The sequence below is a fragment of the Henriciella mobilis genome (assembly GCF_003576315.1).
In the GTDB taxonomy this organism is placed as follows: Bacteria; Pseudomonadota; Alphaproteobacteria; order Caulobacterales; family Hyphomonadaceae; genus Henriciella; species Henriciella mobilis.
On the sequence record NZ_QWFZ01000039.1, the window covers coordinates 425,760 to 449,668 of the forward strand.

Annotated in this window: 25 protein-coding genes; 18 read left to right on the plus strand and 7 right to left on the minus strand. The window is 61.6% G+C overall.

The features are described 5' to 3' along the window. The first annotated feature begins 62 nt into the window (after window positions 1–62). The 4 genes from rnr to D1227_RS19305 all read left to right on the plus strand — a co-directional run bounded on the left by rnr (window position 63) and on the right by D1227_RS19305 (window position 3,899). Window positions 63–2,309 carry a ribonuclease R gene (gene rnr / locus D1227_RS19290; protein WP_119405832.1) on the plus strand — a complete coding sequence of 749 codons (2,247 nt, stop codon included), beginning with the start codon at window positions 63–65 and terminating at the stop codon, window positions 2,307–2,309. Then, the gene (locus D1227_RS19295) at window positions 2,309–3,037 is read left to right on the plus strand and encodes an NUDIX hydrolase (protein WP_119376443.1); all 729 of its coding nucleotides are present in this window, start codon (window positions 2,309–2,311) and stop codon (window positions 3,035–3,037) included. Before rnr ends, D1227_RS19295 begins: the two co-directional genes overlap by 1 nt. 97 nt (window positions 3,038–3,134) lie before the next feature. Continuing rightward, the gene (rpmG, locus tag D1227_RS19300) at window positions 3,135–3,302 is read left to right on the plus strand and encodes a 50S ribosomal protein L33 (RefSeq protein WP_119376442.1); all 168 of its coding nucleotides are present in this window, start codon (window positions 3,135–3,137) and stop codon (window positions 3,300–3,302) included. A gap of 132 nt (window positions 3,303–3,434) precedes the next feature. Next, a complete protein-coding gene (locus D1227_RS19305; RefSeq protein WP_119376441.1) occupies window positions 3,435–3,899 on the plus strand; it encodes a universal stress protein in 465 nt (154 codons plus the stop codon). Between the two features lie 25 nt (window positions 3,900–3,924). Here D1227_RS19305 and D1227_RS19310 read toward each other — a convergent pair whose 3' ends face one another. Beyond that, window positions 3,925–5,295 carry a PleD family two-component system response regulator gene (locus tag D1227_RS19310; RefSeq protein WP_119376440.1) on the minus strand — a complete coding sequence of 457 codons (1,371 nt, stop codon included), beginning with the start codon at window positions 5,293–5,295 and terminating at the stop codon, window positions 3,925–3,927. Next, the gene (locus D1227_RS19315; RefSeq protein ID WP_119376439.1) at window positions 5,292–5,684 is read right to left on the minus strand and encodes a response regulator; all 393 of its coding nucleotides are present in this window, start codon (window positions 5,682–5,684) and stop codon (window positions 5,292–5,294) included. The genes D1227_RS19310 and D1227_RS19315 overlap by 4 nt, the downstream gene beginning before the upstream one ends. 124 nt (window positions 5,685–5,808) lie before the next feature. Here D1227_RS19315 and D1227_RS19320 point away from each other — a divergent pair, with 124 nt between their 5' ends. The 6 genes from D1227_RS19320 to D1227_RS19345 all read left to right on the plus strand — a co-directional run bounded on the left by D1227_RS19320 (window position 5,809) and on the right by D1227_RS19345 (window position 10,585). Continuing rightward, window positions 5,809–7,089, plus strand: a complete 1,281-nt coding sequence (locus D1227_RS19320; protein WP_119405833.1) for a DNA polymerase IV — start codon at window positions 5,809–5,811, stop codon at window positions 7,087–7,089. An 80-nt stretch (window positions 7,090–7,169) separates the two neighbouring features. After that, window positions 7,170–7,631, plus strand: a complete 462-nt coding sequence (locus tag D1227_RS19325) for a RidA family protein (RefSeq protein WP_119376437.1) — start codon at window positions 7,170–7,172, stop codon at window positions 7,629–7,631. Between the two features lie 9 nt (window positions 7,632–7,640). Beyond that, window positions 7,641–8,360 (plus strand): glycerophosphodiester phosphodiesterase family protein, encoded by a 720-nt coding sequence (locus tag D1227_RS19330; RefSeq protein ID WP_119405834.1) that lies wholly within the window; start codon window positions 7,641–7,643, stop codon window positions 8,358–8,360. Between the two features lie 21 nt (window positions 8,361–8,381). Beyond that, window positions 8,382–9,542 carry a GNAT family N-acetyltransferase gene (locus tag D1227_RS19335; RefSeq protein ID WP_119405835.1) on the plus strand — a complete coding sequence of 387 codons (1,161 nt, stop codon included), beginning with the start codon at window positions 8,382–8,384 and terminating at the stop codon, window positions 9,540–9,542. Between the two features lie 14 nt (window positions 9,543–9,556). After that, window positions 9,557–9,991, plus strand: coding sequence for an HIT family protein (locus D1227_RS19340; RefSeq protein WP_119376434.1), 435 nt, complete (start codon window positions 9,557–9,559; stop codon window positions 9,989–9,991). A 216-nt stretch (window positions 9,992–10,207) separates the two neighbouring features. Beyond that, on the plus strand, window positions 10,208–10,585 hold the full coding sequence (locus D1227_RS19345; RefSeq protein WP_119405836.1) for a hypothetical protein: 378 nt from the start codon (window positions 10,208–10,210) through the stop codon (window positions 10,583–10,585). A gap of 8 nt (window positions 10,586–10,593) precedes the next feature. On the opposite strand, the gene gatB is transcribed toward D1227_RS19345, so the two are convergent. The 3 genes from gatB to gatA all read right to left on the minus strand — a co-directional run bounded on the left by gatB (window position 10,594) and on the right by gatA (window position 14,007). Then, the gene (gene gatB / locus D1227_RS19350) at window positions 10,594–12,105 is read right to left on the minus strand and encodes an Asp-tRNA(Asn)/Glu-tRNA(Gln) amidotransferase subunit GatB (RefSeq protein WP_119405837.1); all 1,512 of its coding nucleotides are present in this window, start codon (window positions 12,103–12,105) and stop codon (window positions 10,594–10,596) included. Window positions 12,106–12,196: 91 nt separating this feature from the next. After that, entirely contained in the window at window positions 12,197–12,523 is a 327-nt protein-coding gene (locus D1227_RS19355; protein ID WP_119376431.1) for a hypothetical protein, read from the minus strand. An 11-nt stretch (window positions 12,524–12,534) separates the two neighbouring features. Further along, complete coding sequence (gene gatA / locus D1227_RS19360; protein WP_119405838.1) at window positions 12,535–14,007, minus strand: Asp-tRNA(Asn)/Glu-tRNA(Gln) amidotransferase subunit GatA; 1,473 nt, start codon at window positions 14,005–14,007, stop codon at window positions 12,535–12,537. Window positions 14,008–14,181: 174 nt separating this feature from the next. Between gatA and D1227_RS19365 the strand changes: the two genes are divergently transcribed. Then, window positions 14,182–14,646 (plus strand): DUF6491 family protein, encoded by a 465-nt coding sequence (locus D1227_RS19365; RefSeq protein ID WP_119405839.1) that lies wholly within the window; start codon window positions 14,182–14,184, stop codon window positions 14,644–14,646. A gap of 2 nt (window positions 14,647–14,648) precedes the next feature. Here D1227_RS19365 and gatC read toward each other — a convergent pair whose 3' ends face one another. Then, on the minus strand, window positions 14,649–14,936 hold the full coding sequence (gene gatC, locus D1227_RS19370; RefSeq protein ID WP_119376428.1) for an Asp-tRNA(Asn)/Glu-tRNA(Gln) amidotransferase subunit GatC: 288 nt from the start codon (window positions 14,934–14,936) through the stop codon (window positions 14,649–14,651). Between the two features lie 83 nt (window positions 14,937–15,019). Between gatC and ruvX the strand changes: the two genes are divergently transcribed. Genes ruvX through D1227_RS19390 form a run of 4 tightly spaced genes read left to right on the plus strand, consistent with a single transcriptional unit; the run spans window position 15,020 to window position 18,675 of the window. Then, window positions 15,020–15,478, plus strand: a complete 459-nt coding sequence (gene ruvX, locus D1227_RS19375) for a Holliday junction resolvase RuvX (RefSeq protein ID WP_119405840.1) — start codon at window positions 15,020–15,022, stop codon at window positions 15,476–15,478. Beyond that, entirely contained in the window at window positions 15,475–16,401 is a 927-nt protein-coding gene (locus D1227_RS19380; RefSeq protein WP_119405841.1) for an AEC family transporter, read from the plus strand. The genes ruvX and D1227_RS19380 overlap by 4 nt, the downstream gene beginning before the upstream one ends. A gap of 55 nt (window positions 16,402–16,456) precedes the next feature. After that, window positions 16,457–17,404 carry an aspartate carbamoyltransferase catalytic subunit gene (locus tag D1227_RS19385; RefSeq protein WP_119405842.1) on the plus strand — a complete coding sequence of 316 codons (948 nt, stop codon included), beginning with the start codon at window positions 16,457–16,459 and terminating at the stop codon, window positions 17,402–17,404. Then, window positions 17,401–18,675, plus strand: coding sequence for a dihydroorotase (locus D1227_RS19390; protein ID WP_119405843.1), 1,275 nt, complete (start codon window positions 17,401–17,403; stop codon window positions 18,673–18,675). The genes D1227_RS19385 and D1227_RS19390 overlap by 4 nt, the downstream gene beginning before the upstream one ends. Here the strand turns inward: D1227_RS19390 and D1227_RS19395 are convergent. Next, window positions 18,672–19,253, minus strand: coding sequence for a TetR/AcrR family transcriptional regulator (locus D1227_RS19395; RefSeq protein WP_119405844.1), 582 nt, complete (start codon window positions 19,251–19,253; stop codon window positions 18,672–18,674). The genes D1227_RS19390 and D1227_RS19395 overlap by 4 nt on opposite strands. 592 nt (window positions 19,254–19,845) lie before the next feature. Here D1227_RS19395 and plsY point away from each other — a divergent pair. From plsY to D1227_RS19410, 3 genes are all read left to right on the plus strand, one after another. Then, window positions 19,846–20,457 carry a glycerol-3-phosphate 1-O-acyltransferase PlsY gene (gene plsY, locus D1227_RS19400; RefSeq protein WP_119405845.1) on the plus strand — a complete coding sequence of 204 codons (612 nt, stop codon included), beginning with the start codon at window positions 19,846–19,848 and terminating at the stop codon, window positions 20,455–20,457. Then, entirely contained in the window at window positions 20,454–21,530 is a 1,077-nt protein-coding gene (gene dprA / locus D1227_RS19405) for a DNA-processing protein DprA (RefSeq protein WP_119405846.1), read from the plus strand. Before plsY ends, dprA begins: the two co-directional genes overlap by 4 nt. A gap of 113 nt (window positions 21,531–21,643) precedes the next feature. Further along, window positions 21,644–23,830, plus strand: a complete 2,187-nt coding sequence (locus tag D1227_RS19410; RefSeq protein ID WP_119405847.1) for an LPS-assembly protein LptD — start codon at window positions 21,644–21,646, stop codon at window positions 23,828–23,830. Window positions 23,831–23,909: the final 79 nt, after the last annotated feature.

Consider the following 23,909-nt stretch of genomic DNA (forward strand, 5'->3'; position numbering starts at 1 on the left):
CCGATCGAAGCAGGCCTGAATGAATCCGAGCATATCAGCCCAGAATCCCTTATATCGCGAGTATGAGTTTTCCTGATCGCGAGACTGTTCTCGACTTCATCAACAAAAATCCCTCGCTGACGACCAAGCAGGAGATTGCGCGCGGCCTTAAAGTCAAAGGTCGCGAGCGCCAGCATTTGCGGGCCATCCTCAAGGAGCTTGAGGCGGACGGAACGCTGGAACGCACCGGCAAGCGCGCCTGGGCCAAGGCTGACCAGCCGCCTCCCACCGGTGTCATCTCCTTTGAGGAGATCGATAGTGACGGTGAGCTGATTGCCCGCGCCGTCGGGCGTGACGGCACATTCGGTCCGCCAATCCGCTATGCCGGTTATAGCGGCAAGTCCCGCGGGCCGGCGCCTGGGGTTGGCGACAAGGGCCTCGCGCGGGTCAATGAATCGAATGGCGAATACCACGCCAAGCTCCTGAAACTATTCGAAAAACGCGATGAAGATTCGCCCATGACCGGGCGGTTCGAGCGCACGCCGCGCGGCGGCCGGATCGTTCCGGCGAGCCGCAAGGACAAGCGCACGCTGCTCATCGCGGAAAGCGATCGCAAGGGCGCAGAGGATGGCGATCTCGTGCGTGCCATCCCCAAGCCCGGCAAGCCGAACGGGCCGGCCTTCGGTGTCGTGACCGACGTCCTTGGCCGCATTGACGATCCGCGCGCCGCCTCGCTGCTGGCGATCCACGCTCACGATATCCCGGTCGAGTTTCCCAAGGATGTGCTGAACGAGGCGAAGTCGATCAAGCCACTCGACAGCCCGCGCGAGGACCTGACCGGTCTCGACCTCATTACCATCGACCCGGCCGATGCGCGCGACCATGACGACGCCGTCTATGCCGAAAAACTGGATGATGGCTGGAAGGTCATCGTGGCCATTGCCGATGTCGCGGCCTATGTCCGCCCGGGCACTGCCCTCGACCGCGAGGCGCAGAAGCGTGGCAACTCCACCTACTTCCCCGACCGCGTCGTCCCGATGCTGCCGTTCGAACTGTCGGCAGATGCCTGTTCGCTTGTCGAGAATGAAGACCGGCCCTGCATGGCCGTCGAAATGATCTTCGATCAGTCCGGCACCAAGCGCTCTCATCGGTTTATCCGCGGCACCATGCGCTCAAAGGCCAAGCTGGCTTATGAGGAAGCGCAGGCTGCGATCGACGGAAAGACAGGCGGGCCAGGTGAAAAATGGCTCGAACCGGTGCTGAAGCCGCTCTGGGGGGCCTTTGAGGCGCTCGGCAAGGCGCGCGCCAAGCGTGGCCCTCTGGAACTCGACATGCCGGAGAAGCGCGTCGAGATCGGCGAGGACGGCAAAGTGACCGGCATCACCGAAAAGGAGCGTTTCGACGCGCACCGTCTGATCGAGGAGTTCATGATCCAGGCGAACGTGGCGGCCGCCGAGACGCTGGAAAAGCTGGGTGCGCCCCTGCTCTACCGGGTTCACGACCAGCCGACAGATGCAAAGATCGCCGCTTTGGCTGATTTCCTGCAGACGCTGGATATCAACTGGTCCTTGGGCGAGCGGCCGCAGACCCATCGTTTCAATCGGCTGCTCGCCGATACGCGCAACACCGACAATTCCGAAGCCGTGTCCGAAATCGTCCTGCGCTCACAGGCCCAGGCGATATACGATCCGGACAATGTCGGCCATTTCGGCCTGAACCTGGCACGCTATGCACACTTCACGTCACCAATCCGACGCTACAGCGACCTCATCGTCCACCGGGCCCTGATCAGTTCACTCAAACTGGGCGATGACGGGCTTACGCAGGAAATGGCCGCCTCGCTGCACGATATTGCCAGCCACCTCGTTGACACCGAACGCCGCTCCATGGCTGCCGAGCGCGAGGCGACCGACCGTTATCTGGCGCTCTACCTGCAGGACAAGGTCGGCGCCGAGTTCGAGGGCCGGATCACAGGCGTAACGCCCGCCGGCCTGTTTATCCGCATGGGTGGCACAGGCGCCGATGGTTTTTCTCCGATCTCGCGCCTTTCAGACGATTACTGGGTCTATGACGAACCCAGCATGGCGCTCATCGCACGCGGATCGGGCAAAAGATTCGAACTGGGTCAGACCGTGAAAGTGCGCCTTGAGGAAGTTACGCCACTTCAGGGTGGCCTCTTGCTTGAGGTCCTCTCGCCGCCCAAACCCAAAAAGCCGGGCCAGAAAATTCCCGCCTCGCGTGGCGGCAGGTCTGGTCCGCCTGGACGCGGGCGTGGCAAAGTCTCCCGGAAGCCCCGCCACAAGGGGCGTAAAAAGGGAGGAAAGCGCTGATGACCGTCAAACTGGGCAGCGCTTATGACAAGGAAGGCGATGGCGACGTCATCCAGACGGACCGTCCCACGCCAAGGCCGCGTGATGCTGCCACGCTGATACTGGTCCGCCGTGACCAGGCCCAACCGCGCCTGCTGATGGGCAAGCGGTCCGGCGGCCACGATTTCATGCCAGACAAGTATGTCTTTCCAGGCGGGCGCGTGGACACTGCCGACGGCCGTGTGCCTAGCGTGTCGGAACTTCGGCGGTCTGTGGAAAGCAAGCTCGCGCACAAGACCCGCCGTAAGCCGCGCGCCTTCGGGCTGACGGCCATCCGGGAGACTTTCGAGGAAACCGGGCTGATCGTCGGCCGGCCTTCCGACTTTCCAGGTTCGCCGGCGGCCGACTGGGAGAAGTATGCCGCTCAGGGGGCTGCACCGTGTCTGAAGGGCTTCACCTTCATCGGCCGCGCCATCACACCGCCCTATCGACCCAAGCGCTTCGATGCCCGCTTCTTCATGGCTGAAGCCGAGGACGTCCTGATTGATGAACGCCCACCTGTCGACGGCGCTGAACTGCATGACCTGCAATGGGTGACACTGGCAGATGCGATGGCGCTGGACCTGCCCAATGTGACGCGTTTCATGATCGGCGAGATCGGCGAGCGGCTGAAGCAGAGGGATCCGGAAGCGGTGCGTCCGCCATTCCTGCGGTGGACGCCAAGCGGCCATTCCCGCGACAGGATCTGAATTGCCGGGCCTGTGCGCACAGCCGCTTGACTTTGAGGGCCTGCCCCTCCATTAAGCGCCCTTCGAATTTCAGAAACACCCGAAACGAGCACCTGTCATGGCCAAGCCGACAACCATCAAGATTCGCCTGAACTCGACCGCCGGGACGGGCTTCTTCTATGTGACGAAGAAAAACCCGCGCAACATCACCGAGAAAATGGTGATGCGCAAATACGACCCGATTGCGAAAAAGCATGTCGAGTTCAAGGAAGCCAAGATCAAGTAAGCGAGACCGCTTCACTTCATAGAGAATATCAAGAACCGGGCTTAGTGCCCGGTTTTTTTTGATCTCCGTAAAGACACGTATGGAGCCTTCTGCCGCTGTGTATGTTATTGTCTTAGCCACAGGAGGTGGCACATGGCACTTGAATTCAAAAAGGTCGTCGCGGTCGTGGATGTCGATGACGACCTCGCAGATCTGGTTTTCGAAACCGCCAAGGGAATTACGGCGAGTGATGGTGAACTGCATGCCATCGACTCCAACCCTTTCATCACCACCTTCGAGTCACCCTATGCGAGCGGCGCTCTTGAAGCCGATGCAGAGGCTCACCGCGCCGATGCTGAACGGCGCACGAAAATGCTGGATGACCTCGCTGCAGCTCATGGCGGCGCTACCAAACTTGCGGTTCTCGAAGGCAATCCATCGCGCGACGCAGCGAGCTACGCCAAGAAGAACGACGCCGATCTGATCGTCATCGGGTCACACCAGAAAGGCTGGCTAAAACGCCTTCTCGAGGGTTCCGAAAGCGCTGACATGATCCGGGAGGCACCGTGTGCCGTCTTTGTGGTGACAACCGCGCACAAGAAAAAGGTCAGCGGCTAGCGGGCCTGATGTCTGCAACGCCTGTTCAGGCGGCGATATTCGTTACGCGATTGCGGCCTGCCGTCTTGGCTTCGTACAGGGCCAGATCGGCCCGTCTGAGCATGTCGGCCACCGTGTCGTCCTCGCCTGCATAGGCGGCAACGCCAGCGCTCACGGTCACGCCCAGCTTCTGCTGACCAAGATCGTCCAGCTCGAAAGGCTCTGCGGCAACCGACTTGCGGATCCGTTCCGCCGCGCGGCCAGCAAGGTCGCCGGTCGTCTCGGGCATGATCACCAGGAACTCCTCGCCGCCGGGACGGCAGACAATATCCTTCGGGCGCACATTGGTCCTGATGCGGTCTGCGAACTGGACAAGGACCCTGTCGCCCGCATCGTGACCATATTTGTCGTTCACCTGCTTGAAGTGGTCGATATCAACCGAAATGACTGACAGCGGCTGGCTGCCGAGCGAGGCGCGCTTCATCCAGAGTGCAAGCTGGTTAGTCATGTAGCGGCGATTGTAGAGCCCCGTCAGCTGATCGACGACAGACAGTTCCAGCCCGCGGTCGACACGGCGACGCAGGATATCGACATATCGCCGTCGTTTCGTCTGGGTCGCAACACGCGCCAGCAATTCCTCGGCAACGACAGGCGTCTGGATGATGTCGCTCGCACCGAGTTCCAGTGCCTGGGCCGCCAGCTCCCGGTCTGCACTGGTCGCCATCACGATAATGGAAAGCGCCCGCGTGGCATCGGTCGTGCGGAAATGCGCGCACAGCCTCAATGGATCAAAGGCCTGATGGCTGAGGCCGAGCAGGACGATATCGAGATTGCTGTTGCGCCCGTCGGCTGCCTTGTCAGCCTCATCCAGCGTCAGCACGCGGTGTCCGGCATCCTGAAGCGGATCTCGGATCGACTGCATGGAGGATGACGAGGAATCGATCAGCAGGATGTTGGCGCCGCGCTCGAGGCCCTGCATTTCTTCCTCTGCAAGCGCCCCTGCCCGCATGCCATTGGCTTCGCGCTTGCGAAGCTCCATGGCAACGGCGTTATAGCGATTGAGCGCACCGATGCGCGCCATGAGCGAGAAATCATCGACCGGCTTCGTCAGGAAATCGTCTGCGCCGGCCTCGAGCCCGCGAACGCGATCGGCTGTTTCATTGAGGGCGGTCAGCATCACCACAGGGATGTGGGCTGTCTGCGGATCGGCTTTCAGACGCCGGCAGACCTCATAACCATCCATGCCCGGCATCATGACGTCGAGCAGGATGATGTCCGGCTGGTCTTCAGCAGCGATCTTGAGCGCCTCGACACCGTTTTCCGCCAGCAGCACCGAATAGTACTTGGCCTCCAGCTTCGCCTGCATGAGGCGCCTGTTGGCAAGGATATCATCGACGACCAGAAGTCTTGCGCTCATGCTGCCTTCCTGTCGTCCACGAGTTCCTGAACGGTCGACAGGAAAGACTTCATCTGAATCGGTTTCGAAAGATAGCCCTCACAGCCTGCCTCGCGAACACGCTGTTCGTCCGCGCGCATGGCAAACGCCGTCACCGCCAGGACAGGGATGGCGCGAATCGATTCGTCATCCTTGATCCACCGCGTGATATCCAGGCCGGAGACCTCCGGCAGCTGGATGTCCATGATGATGAGGTCGGGCTTGTGCTGGCGCGCCAGCTCGACGGCCTTGGCGCCGTCACGGCATTGCAGCGTCTGGAATCCGAAAGCATCGAGGAGATCGCAGAACAGTCGCATGTTCAGCTCATTGTCCTCGACGACAAGCACGGTTTTCTTTTCGCCTGCTGCCATTACCGATGTCTCGTTTGCACCCTCAAACCCTCAGCCTCGCGAAGACTATCACCAAGAGTCTTAATCTTTGTTTGAACCCCGCCTGTGAACTTGCCCCCGGAACAAGAACATGGGAAGAACATCCATGCATACGCTCTGCCGAGATTGCTCGCATACAAGCGCCGGGCAGCATTCCAGATGCCCGGACTGCGGGGGCGATCGCCTCATCTCCCATGCTCAGCTCCCGGACCTTGGCATCGCTCACATCGATTGTGACGCATTCTACGCTGCGATCGAGAAGCGCGACAATCCCGAACTGCGCAACAAACCAGTCATCGTGGGCGGCGGGACCCGCGGCGTCGTCGCAACCTGTTGCTACATTGCACGCCTGGATGGTGTTCGCTCGGCCATGCCCATGTTCAAGGCGCTGAAAGCTTGCCCGAATGCTGTGGTGATTCGGCCTGATTTCAGGAAATACTCCGAGGTGTCACGCCAGATCAGATCAAAACTTGAGGCCCTGACGCCGCGTGTGCAGATGGTTTCCATCGATGAAGGCTATGTCGATCTCTCAGGCACGAGCCGACTGCACGCCCGCCTGCCAGCCGCCCTGCTCGCAAATCTCGCCCGTGAGATCGAAACCGAAATCAGGATCACCATTTCCATTGGCCTTTCGTCCAACCGCTTCCTCGCCAAGATGGCGAGCGAACTGGACAAGCCACGGGGCTTTGCCATCCTGCCGCCTGACGAGGTTGAAGCCGTTCTCGGTCCGATGCCGGTCACTGCGATTCACGGCGTCGGCCCGGCCTTCGCACGGCGCTTGGCAGCGGACGGATACCGCATCATCAACGATGTCCGAAGGGCAGACCGGAAGTCGCTGCTGCTCCGCTATGGCGAAAGCGGCCAGCATCTGTGGGAGCGGGCGCATGGCATCGATCACCGCACCGTTTCGCCAGATCATGAGCGCAAGTCCGTCTCCGCCGAGCGCACGTTCAGCGAGGACATCGCCGATCACGCCACACTTGAGGACCGGCTCTGGGCCGTTTGCGAGGAGACAGCCAATCGCGCCAAGAAACATGGCCTGGCAGGTTATGTCGTGACGCTGAAGCTGAAGCGAAAGGATTTCCGGACCCTGACCAGGAGCGTCACCCTGCATGAGCCGACGCAACTGGCGCAAACGCTCTTTCGGACAACGCGCCCGTTGCTGCACAAGGAAACGCGGGGCGGCACCCCCTACAGGCTGATCGGCGTTGGCATCTCCGACCTTTGCCCGGCCGGCGTCGACCAGTCCGATCTCGTTGACCCATCTGTCGCCAAGCGCGCCGCCGCAGAGCGGGCAGCCGACAGGGCCCGCGAGAAGTTCGGGCTGGGCGCGGTCCAGACCGGCCGCGGTGTGCGCGCCGATGCCGAAAAGCGCTCACGGAACTGATCGCTGCCTTGCAGCCGGACGCCAGCTGCGTCTAAGAGACTCTCATTGAATACAAACGGATCAGGAAGGCCCAGACCCGCATGAGCACGCCGGAAACACGCCTCTCGGAACTTGGCATCACGCTACCCGAACCGATGAAAGCCGTCGCGAACTACGTCCCTTTCGTGATCAGCGGAAACCAGCTTTTCGTATCCGGCCAGGTCAGCGCCACGGCCGAAGGCCGGATATCCGGCCGGCTCGGCGAAACGATGGACCTGCCGGCTGGCCAGAACGCCGCGCGCCAGTGCGGCATCAACCTGATCGCCCAGTGCAAGGCCGCGCTTGGCGAGCTGTCGCGGGTCAAGCGCGTGGTGAAGCTGGGCGGCTTCGTGAATTCCCACCCGCTCTTCACGGATATTCCCCAAGTCATCAATGGCTGCTCCGACCTGATGGTCGAAGTGTTTGGTGAGAAGGGCCGCCACGCCCGTTCAGCCGTCGCCTGCCCGACCCTGCCCCTTGGGGTCGCCGTCGAAATCGACGGTATCTTCGAGATCGAGGTCTGACAGAGACGGATGGCAGAACGGTTCCAGATCCTCGATTTTGCTTACGCTCATCGGGGGCTCTGGTCTGCCGAAACGCTTCCCGAAAACAGCCTCGAAGCGATCCTGGCAGCGGCTGAAGCGGGGCTCGGCTGCGAACTGGATGTCCGCCCGGCCGCGTGTGGCACGCCAGTCGTCTTTCACGACCCGCTCCTCGACCGGATGACAGGCGCCGCCGGGTCAGTCGCGGCGCACCCGGCCGAGGCTCTTACAGCGATCACGCTGAATGGCGGCGGCACGCTGCCGACACTCGAAGAGGTCCTTGAGGCCTGGCCTGGCAAGGCCCCCCTTCTCATAGAGCTGAAAATCGACGGTGACACCGACGCCGAAGCCTTTACCAGGACCGTTGCGAGCCTTGTCCAGCAACATCACGGGCCCGCCGCCATGATGAGCTTCAGCCGGACAGCCGTCCGTGCCGTGCCGGTGGAAATCATGAAAGGCGCGCTGATCATGCCAAGTGTCCTCGCGCCGGGAACAACACTCGAGGCCGCAGTCGCCAAGGCCATGGCGAACCGGCCCGATTACCTCGCCTGCAACATCCTTGATGCCGGACATGCCTCCGCCCTTGCGGCCCGGCTCGACCTGCCGCTGGCCATATGGACGATCTCCAGCCTCGAGATGAAACGGACAATCAGCCACCTGCGGGTCGCTCCGATTTTCGAAGGCTTTGATCCGGCCTTTGCGCGGCCATGATCTCGCACTAGCTTTAGCTGCATGGATGAAACCAGCTTCCAGATCCGACTGATCCACGGCCTGTCCAGCGTATCCGCAGAAGACTGGAATGCGGTAGCCAACCCGGCGGGCCTGCCGGACGACCCGTTTCTCAGCTGGGAATTCCTTGAAGCCCTGGAGGCCACCGGCTGCGCCGTTCCCGAACGCGGTTGGGCACCTCATCACATCCTTCTGGAAGCGCCCGGCCGCGGGCTGATCGGCGCCATGCCGCTTTATCTGAAAGGCCATTCGCAGGGCGAATTCGTCTTCGATCATAGCTGGGCCGACGCGTATGAACGGGCGGGCGGGCGGTATTACCCGAAACTGCTTTCCGCGGTCCCCTTCACGCCGGTGACAGGCCGCCGGCGGCTGGTCAGGCCCGGCCCGGACGAGACAAGGATCGCCAATGCGCTGCTCGCGGGCGCCGTGCAGATTGCAGAATCGAATGACCTGTCCTCATTGCATGTGAACTTCATCAGCGAAGCAGAAGCTTTCTCGATGGAAAATGCGGGCCTCATGATCCGCACGGACCAGCAATTCCACTGGATCAATCACGGCTATGAGACATTCGACGATTTCCTCGGCGAACTGTCGTCAGCCAAGCGCAAGAATTTGCGAAAGGAACGGCGCAAGGCGCAGGAGGGACTGGTTTTCCGGCATATTACAGGCGACGACATCACCGAAGCCGACTGGGACGCCTTCTTCGAGTTTTACATGGATACCGGATCGCGAAAATGGGGCTCGCCCTACCTCAATCGCGAAACGTTTTCCCTGCTCGGCGAGCGGATGGCCGACAAGCTGCTTCTGGTATTTGCAGAAGACAACGACACGCCGATTGCCGGCGCTCTCAACGTGATCGGCGGCGACCGGTTGCTTGGCCGCTACTGGGGCACGATCGACCCGCGCCCGATGCTGCATTTCGAGACCTGCTATTACCAGGCCATCGATTTCGCGATTGCGCACGGCCTTGGCACGGTCGAGGCAGGCGCGCAGGGCGGTCACAAGCTGGCGCGCGGCTATGTGCCGGTTACCACCTATTCGGCGCACTGGATTGCGCATGAAGGCCTCGCGCTCGCTATCGACGACTATCTTGAGCGTGAACGCGCAGCTGTAGAGCGGGAAAGCACTTTTCTTCGTGACCGCACGCCGTTTAAGAAGGAGTAAGCGAAGGAGCCTTCATGACCCTGCATGCTGACTACGATCCCGACAATATCTTCGCCAAGATGCTTCGCGGCGAAGTGCCCTGCGTGAAAGTCTTCGAAGATGACGTTGCGCTCGCCTTCATGGACATCTTTCCCCAGGCCGAAGGCCACACATTGGTCATTCCGAAGGATGTCGAGGCGCGCAACCTGCTGGAAATGCCGAAGGACAAGCTCGGCCCCTATATGAAACGCGTGCAGAAAGTCACGAAGGCCGTCGAGAAGGCCCTCAAACCTGACGGGATTGTGGTGACGCAGTTCAATGGCGCGCCTGCCGGACAGACCGTCTACCACCTCCATTTCCACATCATCCCGCGAAGGGAGGGTGAGCCGCTTGGCCGCCATGGCGGCGGCGCGCCCGCAGACCAGGAAACGCTTCAGGGGCTCGCAGACAGGATATCGGCCTACCTGTGATTGGTGGAACACCCGCGTAGCTCCTGCGTTGACGCTGATTGGATTGCAGCGGTTTTAGCAGTTTGAAGCGCATCCGCGTGACAGACGCGTCGTAACAATTGGACTACCGCTGCTTCACTCCAAGAGGAGCGGCACATGCAACACCAGAATGGTAGGTCCCTTCGGGACAAAGCCGCAAGAAGCGGCGCGCCGCGGTCTCGACCTGAGGTTGAGGCCATGCTTGAAAAGTCAGAGAATTCCCGCGTGCTGGACGCGTTACGCCGCTGGCTGGACCTGGAAGACGAACACGCGCAGCTCAAGCAACAGGCGGTCCATATCCGCAGCACTCTGGATGATCAGATCCTCAGCCGCTTGCTTGAAGACCGCGCGTCGGATGTCGCCCAAACGGTGATTCGGCTCGGCCGTGAGCTCACGCGGCTGCAGTCGGTCCAGCCTGCCGACGTCGGAGCAAAAGTTTATGTCCTGCAGCAAATTATCCCGCTGTGCGACGACGAAACCGTGTGCACTGGCATTTGCCAGATCATCAGGGCGGACATCGAGCGGCTCGACATCAAGATCGAGCGATTTTCGGACGAACGGCAAAAGGCGGGGTAGGCCCGCCCTTACAGGCCGAGCTTCTGTCGCAGGATCTGGTTGACGGCCTGCGGGTTTGCCTTGCCACCCGATGCCTTCATCACCTGGCCGACAAACCAGCCCATCGCCTTCGGCTTTTCCTTGACCGATTCAGCCTGCTCGGGATTGGCCGCGATGATCTCGTCGACAATCGCCTCGATCGCACCGGTATCGGTGACCTGTTTCAGGCCGTGCTTCTCCACAATGGCCACAGGGTCGCCCTCGCCGTCGATCATACGCGCGAAGACATCCTTGGCGATCTTGCCCGAAATCGTGTCATTGGAGATGAGGTCGATCAGCTCGCCAAGCTGCACGGACGAAACCGGGCTGTCGGCGAGTTCCAGGTCTTCACGGTTCAGATAGCCGAACAGTTCCTGACTGACCCAGTTGGCAGCAAGCTTGGCATCGCGGCCATGCGCAACGGCCTCGAAGAACTCCGCCCGCTCACTGTCGGCTGTCAGCACACCAGCATCGTAACGCGACAAGCCATACTCGTCCTGGAAGCGCTGGCGCTTCTCGTCCGGCAGTTCCGGCAGGCTCTCGCGAATATTGTCGATGAAGAGATCGTCGATCTCCAGCGGCAGAAGGTCCGGATCCGGGAAGTAGCGATAGTCGTGCGCGTCTTCCTTGGACCGCATCGACCGCGTCTCGCCCTTGTTCGGATCGAAGAGGCGCGTTTCTTGGTCGACCTTGCCGCCGGATTCGAGAATCTCGATCTGCCGGCGCGCTTCATACTCGATCGCCGCCTGGATGAAGCGGAAGGAGTTCATGTTCTTGATTTCGCAGCGCGTGCCCAGATGGGAGAAGTCGCCCGTCTCGCGGAACTTCTCATAGGCGCCCGGCTTGCAGACGGACACGTTCACATCGGCGCGCAGGTTGCCCTTCTCCATATCGCCATCGCAAGTGCCCAGCGCCACGACAATCGACTTCAACTTCTTGACGTAAGCAGCTGCTTCCAGAGGTGTTCTGACATCCGGCTTGGAGACGATCTCCATTAGCGCGACGCCGGACCGGTTGAGGTCCACATAGGTCGCCGTCGGGTCCATGTCGTGGATCGACTTGCCGGCATCCTGCTCCAGGTGCAGGCGCTCGATGCGCACAGGAAAGCTGTAGGCCGGATCGCCATGGGCCGGCTCGACATCGACCTCGATTTCGCCTTCGCCCACAATCGGATGGTCGAACTGCGAGATCTGGTAGCCCTGCGGCAGGTCCGGATAGAAATAATTCTTGCGATCAAAGCGTGACCATTTGTTGATCTTGGCCTTCAGGCCGAGACCGGTGCGTACCGCCTGCTCGACGCATTTGCGGTTGATGACTGGCAGCATGCCGGGCATCGCCGCGTCCACGAGGGAGACATTGCAGTTCGGATCGGCCCCAAACTTCGTGGAGGCGCCGGAGAACAGCTTGGCTTCGGAGGCGACCTGGGCATGGACTTCGAGCCCCATCACCAGTTCCCAGTCTCCGGTTTCGCCTTTCAGCGTATAGGTCGGGCGCTCAGTCATTCGGAATCATCCAGCATTCAGTTCATTCGTTGCGGGTTTAAGCATAGCTCTTCCGGGCACGCCATAGGCCAGATGGCGGCCGGTGCAGCGTTCAGCGCTCGCCCCGCTGCTCTGCCTTTTTTCGGGCGGCTTCAACGCGGGCCTTTCGGGCCGCCATGCGGTCATTGATGTTGTTGCTCAGGCGGCTCGGCGGGGCATCGTCCGCCTGCTTGCGTTCACGGCGATACTGGATGCGCTCGATGAAGACGGCGCCCCGGATCGAGATGTAGAGCGCGGCCAGGACAGCCGCGAGCCAATACATGCGCGTGCGCGGATGCAGCGGGTTGATCCCCTGCTGCCAGGCCATGAGAAAGATCATGAGGATCATGACGGCAAAGGCGCCGCCAGCGTAAAGGGCTGTTCTGGCTCTTCTGGACATGGGCCGTCAGCCTACCACCACTTCTCCGGCTTTGCCACGAAGCCGGCGGCCTCTTCCAGCGCGCCGGCGACCCGGAAGCAGGTCGTCTCGTCGAGCGCCTTGCCGATCACCTGGAGGCCGAGCGGCAGACCCTGCTTGTCGAGTGCGGCCGGAACCGAGATACCGGGAAGGCCGGCGAGGTTCGCGGTCACGGTGAAAATGTCATTGAGGTACATCTGCACCGGATCAGCTTTTTCACCATAGGCAAAGGCGGCTGACGGACAGGTCGGTGTCAGCAGCGCATCGCAGCTTCCGAATGCCTCGACAAAATCGTTGAGAATCTTCTTCCGGACTTTCTGAGCGCGAAGATAGTAGGCGTCGTAATAACCAGACGAGAGCACATAGGTGCCGATCATCAGGCGCCGCTGGACCTCGGCCCCGAAACCTTCAGAGCGCGTACCCTCATAGGTGCTGATCAGATTGTCGCCGGAGACGCGCGTGCCGTAGCGCATGCCATCATAGCGCGCGAGGTTCGAAGACGCTTCTGCGGGCGCCACGATATAATAGGCTGGCAGGGCGTACTTGGTATGCGGCAGGGACACATCGACAATCTCGGCCCCCTGCTCCTTCAGCCAGTCGATGCCCTGGCTCCAGAGCGCCTCGATATCCTCGGGCATGTTGTCGACGCGATACTCTTTCGGGATGCCGATCTTCATGCCTTGCACACCCCGGTGCACGGCATTGCGCCATTCCGGAACGGGCTCTGGCAGCGAGGTCGAGTCCTTTGCGTCATGCCCGCACATCGCTTCAAGCAGGATGGCGCTATCTTCGACCGTCTTCGCAATCGGCCCGGCCTGGTCCAGCGAGGAGGCGAAGGCGACCATGCCGTAGCGGCTTGCGCGCCCATAGGTCGGCTTGATGCCGACCGTGCCGGTAAAGCTGGCGGGCTGACGAATCGAACCGCCGGTGTCGGAAGCTGTCGCAGCCAGACAGAGGTCAGCCGAAACCGCTGCCGCCGAACCACCGGACGAGCCCCCCGGGGTCAGGTTCTGGTTGGAACCGTTGCGGCGCCACGGATTGGCCGGCGGACCAAAACGCGAGGTCTCGTTCGACGAGCCCATGGCGAACTCATCCATGTTGAGCTTGCCGAGCATCACAGCGCCCGCATCCCAGAGCTGCTGGGTGACGGTCGACTCATAGGTCGGGGTGAATTCACCGAGAATGTTGGAACAGGCCGTCGTGCGTACGCCCTTGGTGCAGTAGAGATCCTTCACGCCGATCGGCGCCCCTTCCAGCAGACCGGCCTCGCCTGCTGCGATCCGCTTGTCCGATGCGGCCGCCATCTCCAGCGCCTTCTCCGGCGTCTTCACGACATAGGCATTCAGCGTGTCGTTCGAGGCTTCAATGGAGTCGACGAAGGCCTGCGTGATCTCGGTCGCGGAAAAAGCCTTGGTTTTCAGCCCGTCAAGCGCGGAGGCGAGGGTCAGCTTGGTCAGTTCGGTCATGTTGCGTTCAGATGTCCGGAAGTAAACTTGAGCCTTCGTATGCAGTCAGCACGCAAAAGTTCAAGTCCCGATGACTGAAGACATCCGATTGAAACTCCATCATTCCCAAATCGTTGAACGTGCTAAAGCAGCGAAGCGGCTCGCAACCGAACCGCCAACACCAGGAGGAGCCCCATGAAACATCTCATTCGCACAGCCCTTGCCTGCGGCGCAGTTACTGCAATGGTCGCCGCCTGCACATCAGCGCCTGACGAGCAGGCCGCCGACGCAGACTGGATGACAGACGCCCGCCTTGGCGAGCAGGTCGACCGCATCTGCTTCAGCAGCAGCATCGACAATTTCCGCGCCCCGTCGCGCGATACTGTCATCGTCGAAAAAGGGGTGAACGACGAATACCTGATCCAGACCTTCGGCAACTGCTACAATCTGCGGAATGCCCAAGCGCTCAGCCTCGACACTTTTGGCGGATCAAGCTGCCTGAGCAAGGGTGATGCGATCTTCGCCTATGACAGTGTCTTTGGACCGGACAAGACCGATATCGGCCCCGTCCGCTGTCCGATCAAGGCGATCTATGAATGGAACGAAGACGCCGCAGAAGCCGAGGAAGACTCGGAAGACGCCGCGTCTGACGGTTCCTGATCCTATTCGACGGACTTCGGGACCACGAAGAAACCATCCTCGCTCTTCGGCGCGTTGGCGAGGACCTGGTCCTGGATATTCCCGTCGGTAACGACGTCGTCGCGCATCGGAAGCGTGGCATCCACGACGGATGTCATGGGTTCGATGCCGTCGACGTCGACCTCGTTCAGCTGTTCGATCCAGCCGAGAATGGCTGACAGTTCGTTGGCGAGCGGTTCGATACGCTCCTCCGGAACGGCAATGCGCGTGAGGCGGGCGACCTTGCGGACATCGTCCTTGGTAACGCTCATCGGCTTTCTCCAATCGACAAGCCGCCCGGATACGCGCTAGTCAGGCCGAATTCAAGAGAGTAGCCCACCGCCGCGCCACAACCATGCCAGTTACCAACCTTTTCGACCTGCCCGCAGCCGGGCCGCTGATCGGCATTGATCCGGGGTCGAAGACGCTCGGCATAGCTGCCTGCGACGCAGGGCGCCTGATCGCCTCGCCTGTTGAGACGATCCAGAAAGGCCGAAAGCTCGCTCCGGCTCTCGATCGGCTGTTTGCCATCATGGACGAACGCAAGACTGTGGGGCTCGTGATCGGACTGCCGCTGAACATGGATGGCAGCGAAGGTCCCCGGACGCAGTCCGCCCGAGCGCTGGCCCGCAACATCATTGCCCGCCGCGACATCCCGGTCGCCTTCCAGGATGAACGTCTCTCCAGCGCCGAAGCGGAACGCGCCATGATCGCCGGAGACCTGTCGCGCGCGCGGCGTGCCGAACTCATCGACGCGTCGGCCGCGGCCATCATCCTGCAGACGGCCATCGACCGGCTCGCCAACGCGTCATGAGTGCGTTTCTTTCCGCTCTCATACCCGTGATCCTGCTGGTCGCGCTTGGCCGGTTCCTCGGATGGCGAAACGTCATCGCCGATGAAGGCTGGCGCGGGATTGAGCGGCTCGCCTATGTCGTGCTGCTACCTGCCCTTATCATCAGGGCGCTTGCGAATGCGCCCTTTGACAGCGCGCCGTGGAAGCTCGCCCTCGTGCTCATCGCCGCACAATTCGCCCTTGGCGCCTTCGGCCTGCTCGCGCGTCTCTGGCCGGGTATCGAACGGCCGGAAGTCGGTTCGATCATCCAGTCCAATGTTCGCTGGAATACATTTGTCGCCCTGTCCATCGGCAGTGCCCTGTTCGGTGATGAGGGCCTTGCGCTGGTTTCCATCTCGGCGGCAGCAATGATACCGACCGCCAATGTCCTCAGCGTTGCAGCCCTGACCGCGCATGCGGAGCGCAAGTCTGTTGCGAAACGAAACCCCGTGATGGAGCTGGTTCGCAATCCGCTTTTGATCGCCTGCGCCATTGGCGGGCTGCTCGCGGCATTCAGCGTGGAAATACCCGAGCAACTTGACCTGTCGATAGACCTGCTCGGCCGCGGCGCCATCGCGCTTGGCCTGCTGGCGGCCGGCGCTGGCGTCGATATGGCCGCCCTCGGGCGGGCCGGTTTCAAGACGCTAGCCTGGTCGCTTGTCCGGCTCTTCGGCCTGCCCATCCTGGCAATAGGCTTTGCGCTAGTGTTCGGTCTCTCCGGCCTGGCGCTGGCCATAGCTGTGATCAGTGCATCGGTTCCGACCGCGACCTCATCCTATATCCTGGCCCGCCAGCTCGGCGGTGACGCACCGCTCGCGGCCAATCTGATTGCCATGCAGACGGTGCTCTCGATGATCACCATGCCCATCATCTGGTTCGGCTGCCTGCGCGCAGGATTGTTCTAGCCTCTTGCCCCATACCGGAATCGCGAATAAACCGCCGAAAATCGAAAGGTAAGGCATGGCCATTCCGGGCTACAGCTACGAATTCAATCACACTCACCTGCTGAGCATTGAAGACCTTTCCCGTCTCGACATAGACCACATCCTCGATCTCGCTGAAGAGTTTGCCGAGGCAACCCGTGCGGGCAAACGGCCCGAACCGCACCTGAAGAACATGACGGTGATCAACCTGTTCTTCGAGAATTCGACGCGGACCATGTCCAGCTTCGAGATCGCCGCCAAGCGCCTCGGCGCCGACGTGATCGCAATGCCGGTAGCCCAATCATCGGTGAAGAAAGGCGAAACGCTGATCGACACGGCCATGACGCTGAATGCGATGGCACCCGATGCCATCGTGATCCGCCATTCGGCGTCCGGCGGGGTGAAGCTCCTGTCCCGAAAAGTCGATTGTGCCGTGATCAACGCCGGTGACGGCACCCACCAGCATCCGACGCAAGGCCTGCTCGACACGCTGACCATCCGTCGCGCCAAGGGCCGGATCGAGGGGCTTAAGGTCACGATCTGCGGCGACATACTGCATTCAAGGGTCGCCCGCTCGACGACCATGGCGCTGCACCTGCTCGGCGCCGAGGTCACGCTCTGTGGCCCGGCCACGCTGATGCCATCCGGCGCAGACAGCTGGGGCGCGGCCCGCGCGCTCAACGATTTCGACGCCGCGATCAAGGATGCCGACGTGGTGATGATGCTGCGCCTGCAGCTGGAGCGGATGAATGGCGCCTACCTGCCGAGCCAGCGCGAATACTTCCGCAATTTCGGCCTGACGGCGGACCGGCTGAAACTGGCTGCCCCTGACGCCACCGTCATGCACCCCGGCCCGATGAATCGCGGGATTGAGATCGAAAGCGCGATTGCCGACGGCGAGCGCTCGGTGATCACCGAACAGGTCGAGATGGGCGTCGCAGTGCGCGAGGCCGTCCTCAAACTCCTTTCCGGGAGGCGTGCATGATTACCCATATCAAGAATGCCCGCCTGCTCTGTCCCGCCAATGGCTGGGACGAGACCGGCTCCCTGCTGATCGAAGACGGCCAGATCGCCGCCATCGGCAAAGTATCAGGCACCGCTGACGAGACCATTGATGCCGGCGGGCTCTGCTTGGCTCCCGGCCTGATCGACCTGCGGGTCAAGACCGGTGAGCCCGGCGCCGAACAGAAGGAAACGCTTGCCACAGCCTCTCGCGCAGCCGTTGCTGGCGGGGTTACCAGCATGGTCGTCATGCCCGACACCAATCCGGTGATCGACGATGTGGCGCTCGTCCAGTTCATCACGAACCGTGGCAAGGAGACCTCGCAGGTCCGTATCTATCCTGCCGGCGCCCTGACCAAGGGCCTCAATGGCGAAGCCATGGCCGAGATCGGGTTGATGGCAGACTCTGGCGCCGTCCTGTTTACCAATGGCGACCGCCCGATTGCCGATACGTCCGTTCTGCGCCGGACCATGGCCTATGCGGCCAGCTGCGGCGCTCTCGTCTCAAGCCGGGCCGACGATCATGCGCTTGCCAAAGGCGGCGTGATGAATTCCGGCGCGCTCGCAGCCCGCATGGGCCTTTCGGGCCTGCCGCGTGAGGCAGAGTGGCTCGGGCTTTCACGCGACCTGCTGCTCGCCGAGGCAACGAAATGCGCGCTGCTCATAGACCAGGTTTCGACCGCGCGTAGCATCGACATCGTCAAGGAGGCCCGGGCGCGCGGCTTGAAGGCGTGGGTCAGCGTTGCGGCCCACCATCTGTTCTTCAATGACCTCGATGTCGGCGACTATCTCACCTATTGCAAGGTGAACCCGCCTTTCCGCTCCGAGGACGACCGCCAGGCCCTGATCGAAGCGCTGGCCGCCGGGGAAATCGATGCGGTTGTGTCCGCCCACGACCCCCAGCCGCCGGAGGAAAAGCGCCTGCCCTTCGCCGAAGCCAGCTTCGGGGCGGCCGGACTGGAGACGGTCCTCTCGGCACTCCTGGCGCTGGTGCAGGACGAGCGGTTGTCCATGCTCGACGCTCTGATGCCGGTAACGGCCAGCCCCGCCAGCATCATCGGGCTCCCGCAGGGCCAGCTGGTCGAAGGGGCTCCCGCCGACCTGGTCCTGTTCGATCCGGAAAAACCGTGGCTGTGCGTGCGCGAACAGCTTCGCTCACGATCGCTCAATTCGCCCTTTGACGGCCGGCGCATGGTCGGGCGTGTCATGCGGACCATCATCGCCGGCGAGACGGTATTCGAACGGAAAGACTAGATCCCGGCCCGCAACACGCTGATCAGGCGTTCGCGGAAAGCCGTCTCATCGATGCGAATTCCCCGGGTGAGAACATCGAGTTCAGCCCCACGGCAGATCGCGGTTAGAAGGTTGGCCGTCCGGTGGGCATCGGGGTGACCAAGCGCTTCGAGCGCCGATCCGATGGCGCGCGGCAGCTGCGCTGACCAGGCCATGACGGCATCCTTCAGCTTCGGATCACGCTGCGCATTGGCGATCATCTCGCACTCGAAGGTGGCAAGCTCAGCCTGTTCAGGTCCAAGGCTCGTCATCGTTGCCAGGAAGCGTGCGATCTCCTCGAACGACGTCAAAGGGCGGGCGGCCAGGGCCTCGTCCAGACCTCGCGAATAGTCGGACATGTAGAGATCGAATGCGCCCTCGATCAGCGACTCACGGCCCTTGAAATGATAGGTCAGCGTGCCCGGCGACATCTTCATTGCCGATGCCAGAAGGCGATGGGTGACCCGGTCTGCTCCGTGTCTTGCGATGAGGCCGATCACCTCTCTCAGGATGCGCTCTCGGATGTTTGGCGCACCGGGCTGATTTCGTTTTCGAGCCATTATCGTACATTCCTACGACGAACTTCCAGCCACTTGCAAGCCCCATACGCGATGCACGGCCATTGTGTTTGGTCGGCTAGATCGCTGACTTTAAGCTCTACGCACCGGAAGGATCTCTTCCGGGATTTCCAGACCCAATGGATGACTGCCTCGTACTTTTGAACGACGCATTTCGAGTACCAACCGCCGCACATGAATCTCCATCCTGTCAGGCCGGAAATAGGCAGAGAGGGAGCCCAGAACCACAATCGTACAAAAACACGAAAATTCCAATTTCGCGCTTTTCACATCTAATCCCGCTCGCAGGCCAGGCCGAAAAATGAAGCGGTAATGGCACAGGCGAAAATCGGCCTTGAGATTCTCCTATCAGGAGAGTGCCTTCCGCATCCTGTAATGTTTTCGGGTTTGACAGCTCGTACAGGCATGCTTGAAATCAACCTCAATCGTACGATTGCACGATAATTTCCCCGGCGACCCTGATGGCTGGTCAAGCCACTTCACCCCTTGAGCACGGCTTGACGGGTTCCGGCTTCAGACAGACAAGACAGATGAACCGCCGCATCCTCGACCGGCGACCGAAACAGGGCTGCCCATGACCTATCTCCCATTCGTGCTCGCCGCCCTCGGCGGCTACCTGCTCGGCTCCATTCCGTTCGGTTTGCTCATCACCCGGGCCGCAGGTCTCGGAGACATCCGCACGATCGGCTCCGGGAATATCGGGGCAACGAATGTCCTTCGAACCGGCCGCAAGGATCTGGCCCTGGCGACCCTGCTGCTCGACAGTTTCAAGGCCGGTCTCGCGGTCCTGATCTTCACGCTCGTCTTCTCGGACAGGAATACGGGATTGATCGCGGGCGCGGCCGCCTTCCTCGGACACTGCTATCCGGCGTGGCTCGGCTTCAAGGGTGGCAAAGGTGTCGCTACCTATGCCGGCCTCCTGGTCTTCGCCTCCCTGAAGGGATTGATGATTGGCGGCCCTGCCTGGCTGATCATGTTCCTCGTCTTCCGGATCTCTTCGCTGGCCGCCCTGACAGCAGCCGCCCTTGTTCCGGTCGGCGCCTTCCTGCTGGGTGAGACGCATTTTGCTGTCGCTGTACTTGCCGCCCTGAGTGTACTCGTCTTCTGGACACACCGGGCCAACCTCGCCCGGCTGGTCAAAGGTACGGAACCGAAATTCGGCCAGAAGAAAAAGGATGCCGGATGACACCGCCGGCGAGCGAGGCAGACCTGGCTGAATGGGTCGCCCTCGCCCGGGCACCCCGCATCGGGCCAGTGACATTCTTCCAGCTTCTGGACCGGTTCGGCACACCGGGCGACGCGCTCGCTGGCATGGCCTCCATAAATGCCGACATGGATGCGGCGCGCCGTGAAATCGATGACGTCCGGCAGGCCGGTGCAACGATCCTGACAGCCGCTGACCCGCGTTTTCCGAAAGCGCTGTCGCACCTGTCGCCCCCACCGCCCCTGATCACGGCGATTGGCAAGCTCGACCTGCTCAACCGGCCCGCAATAGCGCTTGTGGGCGCAAGGGATGCGTCAGCTGCCGGCCGGAAGATTGCGCGCCAGCTCAGCACGGCCATCGGTCAGGCCGGTCTCGTGACCATCTCCGGCATGGCGCGCGGTATCGACGGCGAAGTCCACGCCGCAAGCCTCGACACGGGAACCGTCGCGGTGCTTGCAGGTGGGGCTGACCAAGTCTACCCGCCGCAGCACCGCGACCTTTATGAGGCCATTTGCCAACAGGGCGCTGTGGTCTCCGAACGCGCCTTCGGCCACCGCGCAACCGCGCGCGATTTTCCGCGCCGGAACCGGATTGTAACAGGCCTTGCTGTTGGAACAGTCGTGGTCGAGGCGGCCGAGCGGTCCGGATCGCTGATTTCAGCCCGCATGGCTGGCGAACAGGGCCGCGAAGTGATGGCCGTGCCCGGCTCGCCGCTCGATCCGCGCGCCGCCGGGACAAACCGACTGATCCGCAACGGCGCAACGCTGGTTCGTCACGGTGCTGACGTACTCGAAGCTGTGTCCGGACAGATTGGCGAGCAGCATGCGTTCTCCTTTTCCCCGCCGATGCCACTCGATCCGTCATTCGAAGACGAGCCGCCCGGCGGCGATCTCGCAGCACGTATCCTCGAGGCCCTGTCACCCACCCCGATGCCGATTTCCGAGATTGCACGCGCCAGCCAATGTTCAGCCCGCCAGTGCGCCGCCCTGTTGATGGAACTTGAAATCGAGGGCAAAGCGCTGACCCATGCGGGTGGTCTGGCCTCCAGGGCCTGACCGGAACGCAACAGGTTTGGTGAATTCCCGGCAAGCTTGAGCCTCAATGGCTGGACGCAGTTGCCGGTGCCGCTTATGCGGTTTGGTTGGAATAGAGTAAATCGGGAGGCCCCATGGGCGTCTGGAAAACTGCGTCTGCAGCCTGTCTGCTTGGCTCGCTGGGCCCGGTGGCTTTCGCGCAAGCCGTGGCTCCGGAGGCCCCGGCCGAGGCATCCCGCGTCTCGCTGACCGCAGACAATGTCTACGTGCTCGAGGAAGAGAACCTCGTTGTCGCTGAAGGCAACGTCCAGGCCGAATATGAAGGCCGGGTGATGACGGCCGACAAGCTGACCTACAACCGGCTGACCGCAAAGGTGCGCGCGCAGGGCAATGTCGTCGTCCTCGAACCCGACGGCACGCAGCGCTTCGCGGACGAGATCGAGACGGATGCGGATCTTGCCAATGGCTACGCCGCAAACTTCGCGATGCGCACACCAGAAGGCGCAACGGCGTCCGCCAATCTGGCCACGCGTGAGAACGAGACCTATAACACGCTCGACCGCGCCATCTTCACCGCATGCGCACTTTGCGAAGGCGACTCGACACCGACATGGGCGATCCGCGCCCGCAAGGCGGTCTTCAACGAAGAGTCGGGCATGTACAGCTATCGCGATGCGGTACTGGAAGTGGCCGGCATACCGGTTATCTACCTTCCCTATTTCGCGCACCCCGACCCGGAAGCTGAACGCCGCTCAGGTTTCCTGTTTCCGACGGTCGGGAGCTCGTCCAAGCGCGGGATCGTCTACCAGCAACCTTACTTCTGGGCCATTTCGCCCTATCAGGACCTGACCGTTTCGCCGATGCTGAACACGAAGGTGAATCCGCTGATCGAGCTGGATTACCGCAAGCGGTTCTGGTCCGGCCAGGTGAACTTCAATGGCAGCTTCACCTACGAGCAGAACTTCGACAGTGACGGCGAAAAATTCGGCGAGAAGGAGTGGCGCGGCCACATCTTCGGCAACGGCAAGTTCCAGATCACGGACAACTGGCTGTGGGGCTTCGGTGTCGAAAAGGCGAGCGACGACCTTTATACAAGGCGCTACGACATCGACGGCGAAAACGAGCAACGCGGTCTCTATACCAACCAGCCTCGCCTGCTGCTTTCGCAGGTCTTTGCGCAGGGCCAGTCGAGCAACTGGTATGCCGACGCATCGTTGCTCACCTTCGACAGTTTGCGATTCGACGATGCCCGCGAAGACGCCATCGCCGACGTCCTGCCGCTTGGCTATGCCGAGCGCGTCTTCGACCTGGACAAGTACGGCTATGCCAGCGTGAACATGTCGACCGCCTACCTCACGCGCGACGCAGGCGCCGACAGCCTGCGAACGTCTGTCGGATCGGAATGGTCGGTTCGCAAGGTCCTGCCCGGCGGCATCCTCGCCGAGCCCTTCGCCGAAGCGCGCTTCGACCATTACCAGATCGATGATTTTCCTGCCGCTGGCGACAGCAGCTCCGTCGAGCGCGCCTTCGGGACCGCGGGTCTGGAAGTGTCCTACCCTTTCTTCCGGCCAGGCAAATCCGTCGATATCACCATCGAACCGATCGTGATGGGCGCGGTCGGCACGAGCGGCGCGAATGAAGACGCCATCCCGATCGAGGACGGCAACTATTTCGAGCTCGACACGTCCTCCCTTTTCGAAGGCAACGCCCAGGTGGGCTATGACCTTTATGAGGGCGACAGCAAGATTTCTGCGGGGATCTCTACCGTGGCGCGGTGGAAATCCGGGGTCGAGTTCTCGGCGCTTGCCGGCAAACGCTGGCGCAACCGCAACGACCCGGCCTTCGACGAGCCCAGCGGCCTGGACGGTACGTCGAGCGACTGGGTCGGCGCCTTCGCACTCGAACTCGGCAATCCGCTGAGTATCCAGGCGAAAGTCCGCCTTGACGACGAAACCCTCGAAATGAACCGGATCGATACCGGCCTCAACCTTTCGCTCGACCGGGTCAAGGCGAACGCCCTCTATTACCAAATCAAGCAGGATGTGTCCCAGTCCGGCCAGCGCCAGGAGGGTGTACTCCTGACGTCAGAGGTCTCCGTTACGGACAATTACTTCCTGCTCTACGGGCTGCAGCGCGACATCGAAGGCAATCGCGACATCCGCCACTCGCTGGGTGTTGGATACGAGGATGACTGTTCGCGATTCGAACTGGTTTTTGAGCGATCCGAACAGATCGACCGGCAGCTCGGACCGTCGGATTCCGTCCTGTTCAGGTTCGCCCTGAAATCGCTCGGGAATGTCGGCTCGTCCAATTTCGACTGATGCGTGCACGAATGAGACCGTACTGGAATCGCTGCATTGCCTCTCGCAACTGTGACGGTATGGTTCGCCATAATTTCAG

Bases quoted from the DNA above. Each gene is read 5' to 3' on its own strand.
- rnr (WP_119405832.1), top strand. From the start codon at position 63: ATGAGTTTTCCTGATCGCGAGACTGTTCTCGACTTCATCAACAAAAAT.
- D1227_RS19295 (WP_119376443.1), top strand. From the start codon at position 2,309: ATGACCGTCAAACTGGGCAGCGCTTATGACAAGGAAGGCGATGGCGAC.
- rpmG (WP_119376442.1), top strand. From the start codon at position 3,135: ATGGCCAAGCCGACAACCATCAAGATTCGCCTGAACTCGACCGCCGGG.
- D1227_RS19305 (WP_119376441.1), top strand. From the start codon at position 3,435: ATGGCACTTGAATTCAAAAAGGTCGTCGCGGTCGTGGATGTCGATGAC.
- D1227_RS19310 (WP_119376440.1), bottom strand. From the start codon at position 5,295: ATGAGCGCAAGACTTCTGGTCGTCGATGATATCCTTGCCAACAGGCGC.
- D1227_RS19315 (WP_119376439.1), bottom strand. From the start codon at position 5,684: ATGGCAGCAGGCGAAAAGAAAACCGTGCTTGTCGTCGAGGACAATGAG.
- D1227_RS19320 (WP_119405833.1), top strand. From the start codon at position 5,809: ATGCATACGCTCTGCCGAGATTGCTCGCATACAAGCGCCGGGCAGCAT.
- D1227_RS19325 (WP_119376437.1), top strand. From the start codon at position 7,170: ATGAGCACGCCGGAAACACGCCTCTCGGAACTTGGCATCACGCTACCC.
- D1227_RS19330 (WP_119405834.1), top strand. From the start codon at position 7,641: ATGGCAGAACGGTTCCAGATCCTCGATTTTGCTTACGCTCATCGGGGG.
- D1227_RS19335 (WP_119405835.1), top strand. From the start codon at position 8,382: ATGGATGAAACCAGCTTCCAGATCCGACTGATCCACGGCCTGTCCAGC.
- D1227_RS19340 (WP_119376434.1), top strand. From the start codon at position 9,557: ATGACCCTGCATGCTGACTACGATCCCGACAATATCTTCGCCAAGATG.
- D1227_RS19345 (WP_119405836.1), top strand. From the start codon at position 10,208: ATGCTTGAAAAGTCAGAGAATTCCCGCGTGCTGGACGCGTTACGCCGC.
- gatB (WP_119405837.1), bottom strand. From the start codon at position 12,105: ATGACTGAGCGCCCGACCTATACGCTGAAAGGCGAAACCGGAGACTGG.
- D1227_RS19355 (WP_119376431.1), bottom strand. From the start codon at position 12,523: ATGTCCAGAAGAGCCAGAACAGCCCTTTACGCTGGCGGCGCCTTTGCC.
- gatA (WP_119405838.1), bottom strand. From the start codon at position 14,007: ATGACCGAACTGACCAAGCTGACCCTCGCCTCCGCGCTTGACGGGCTG.
- D1227_RS19365 (WP_119405839.1), top strand. From the start codon at position 14,182: ATGAAACATCTCATTCGCACAGCCCTTGCCTGCGGCGCAGTTACTGCA.
- gatC (WP_119376428.1), bottom strand. From the start codon at position 14,936: ATGAGCGTTACCAAGGACGATGTCCGCAAGGTCGCCCGCCTCACGCGC.
- ruvX (WP_119405840.1), top strand. From the start codon at position 15,020: ATGCCAGTTACCAACCTTTTCGACCTGCCCGCAGCCGGGCCGCTGATC.
- D1227_RS19380 (WP_119405841.1), top strand. From the start codon at position 15,475: ATGAGTGCGTTTCTTTCCGCTCTCATACCCGTGATCCTGCTGGTCGCG.
- D1227_RS19385 (WP_119405842.1), top strand. From the start codon at position 16,457: ATGGCCATTCCGGGCTACAGCTACGAATTCAATCACACTCACCTGCTG.
- D1227_RS19390 (WP_119405843.1), top strand. From the start codon at position 17,401: ATGATTACCCATATCAAGAATGCCCGCCTGCTCTGTCCCGCCAATGGC.
- D1227_RS19395 (WP_119405844.1), bottom strand. From the start codon at position 19,253: ATGGCTCGAAAACGAAATCAGCCCGGTGCGCCAAACATCCGAGAGCGC.
- plsY (WP_119405845.1), top strand. From the start codon at position 19,846: ATGACCTATCTCCCATTCGTGCTCGCCGCCCTCGGCGGCTACCTGCTC.
- dprA (WP_119405846.1), top strand. From the start codon at position 20,454: ATGACACCGCCGGCGAGCGAGGCAGACCTGGCTGAATGGGTCGCCCTC.
- D1227_RS19410 (WP_119405847.1), top strand. From the start codon at position 21,644: ATGGGCGTCTGGAAAACTGCGTCTGCAGCCTGTCTGCTTGGCTCGCTG.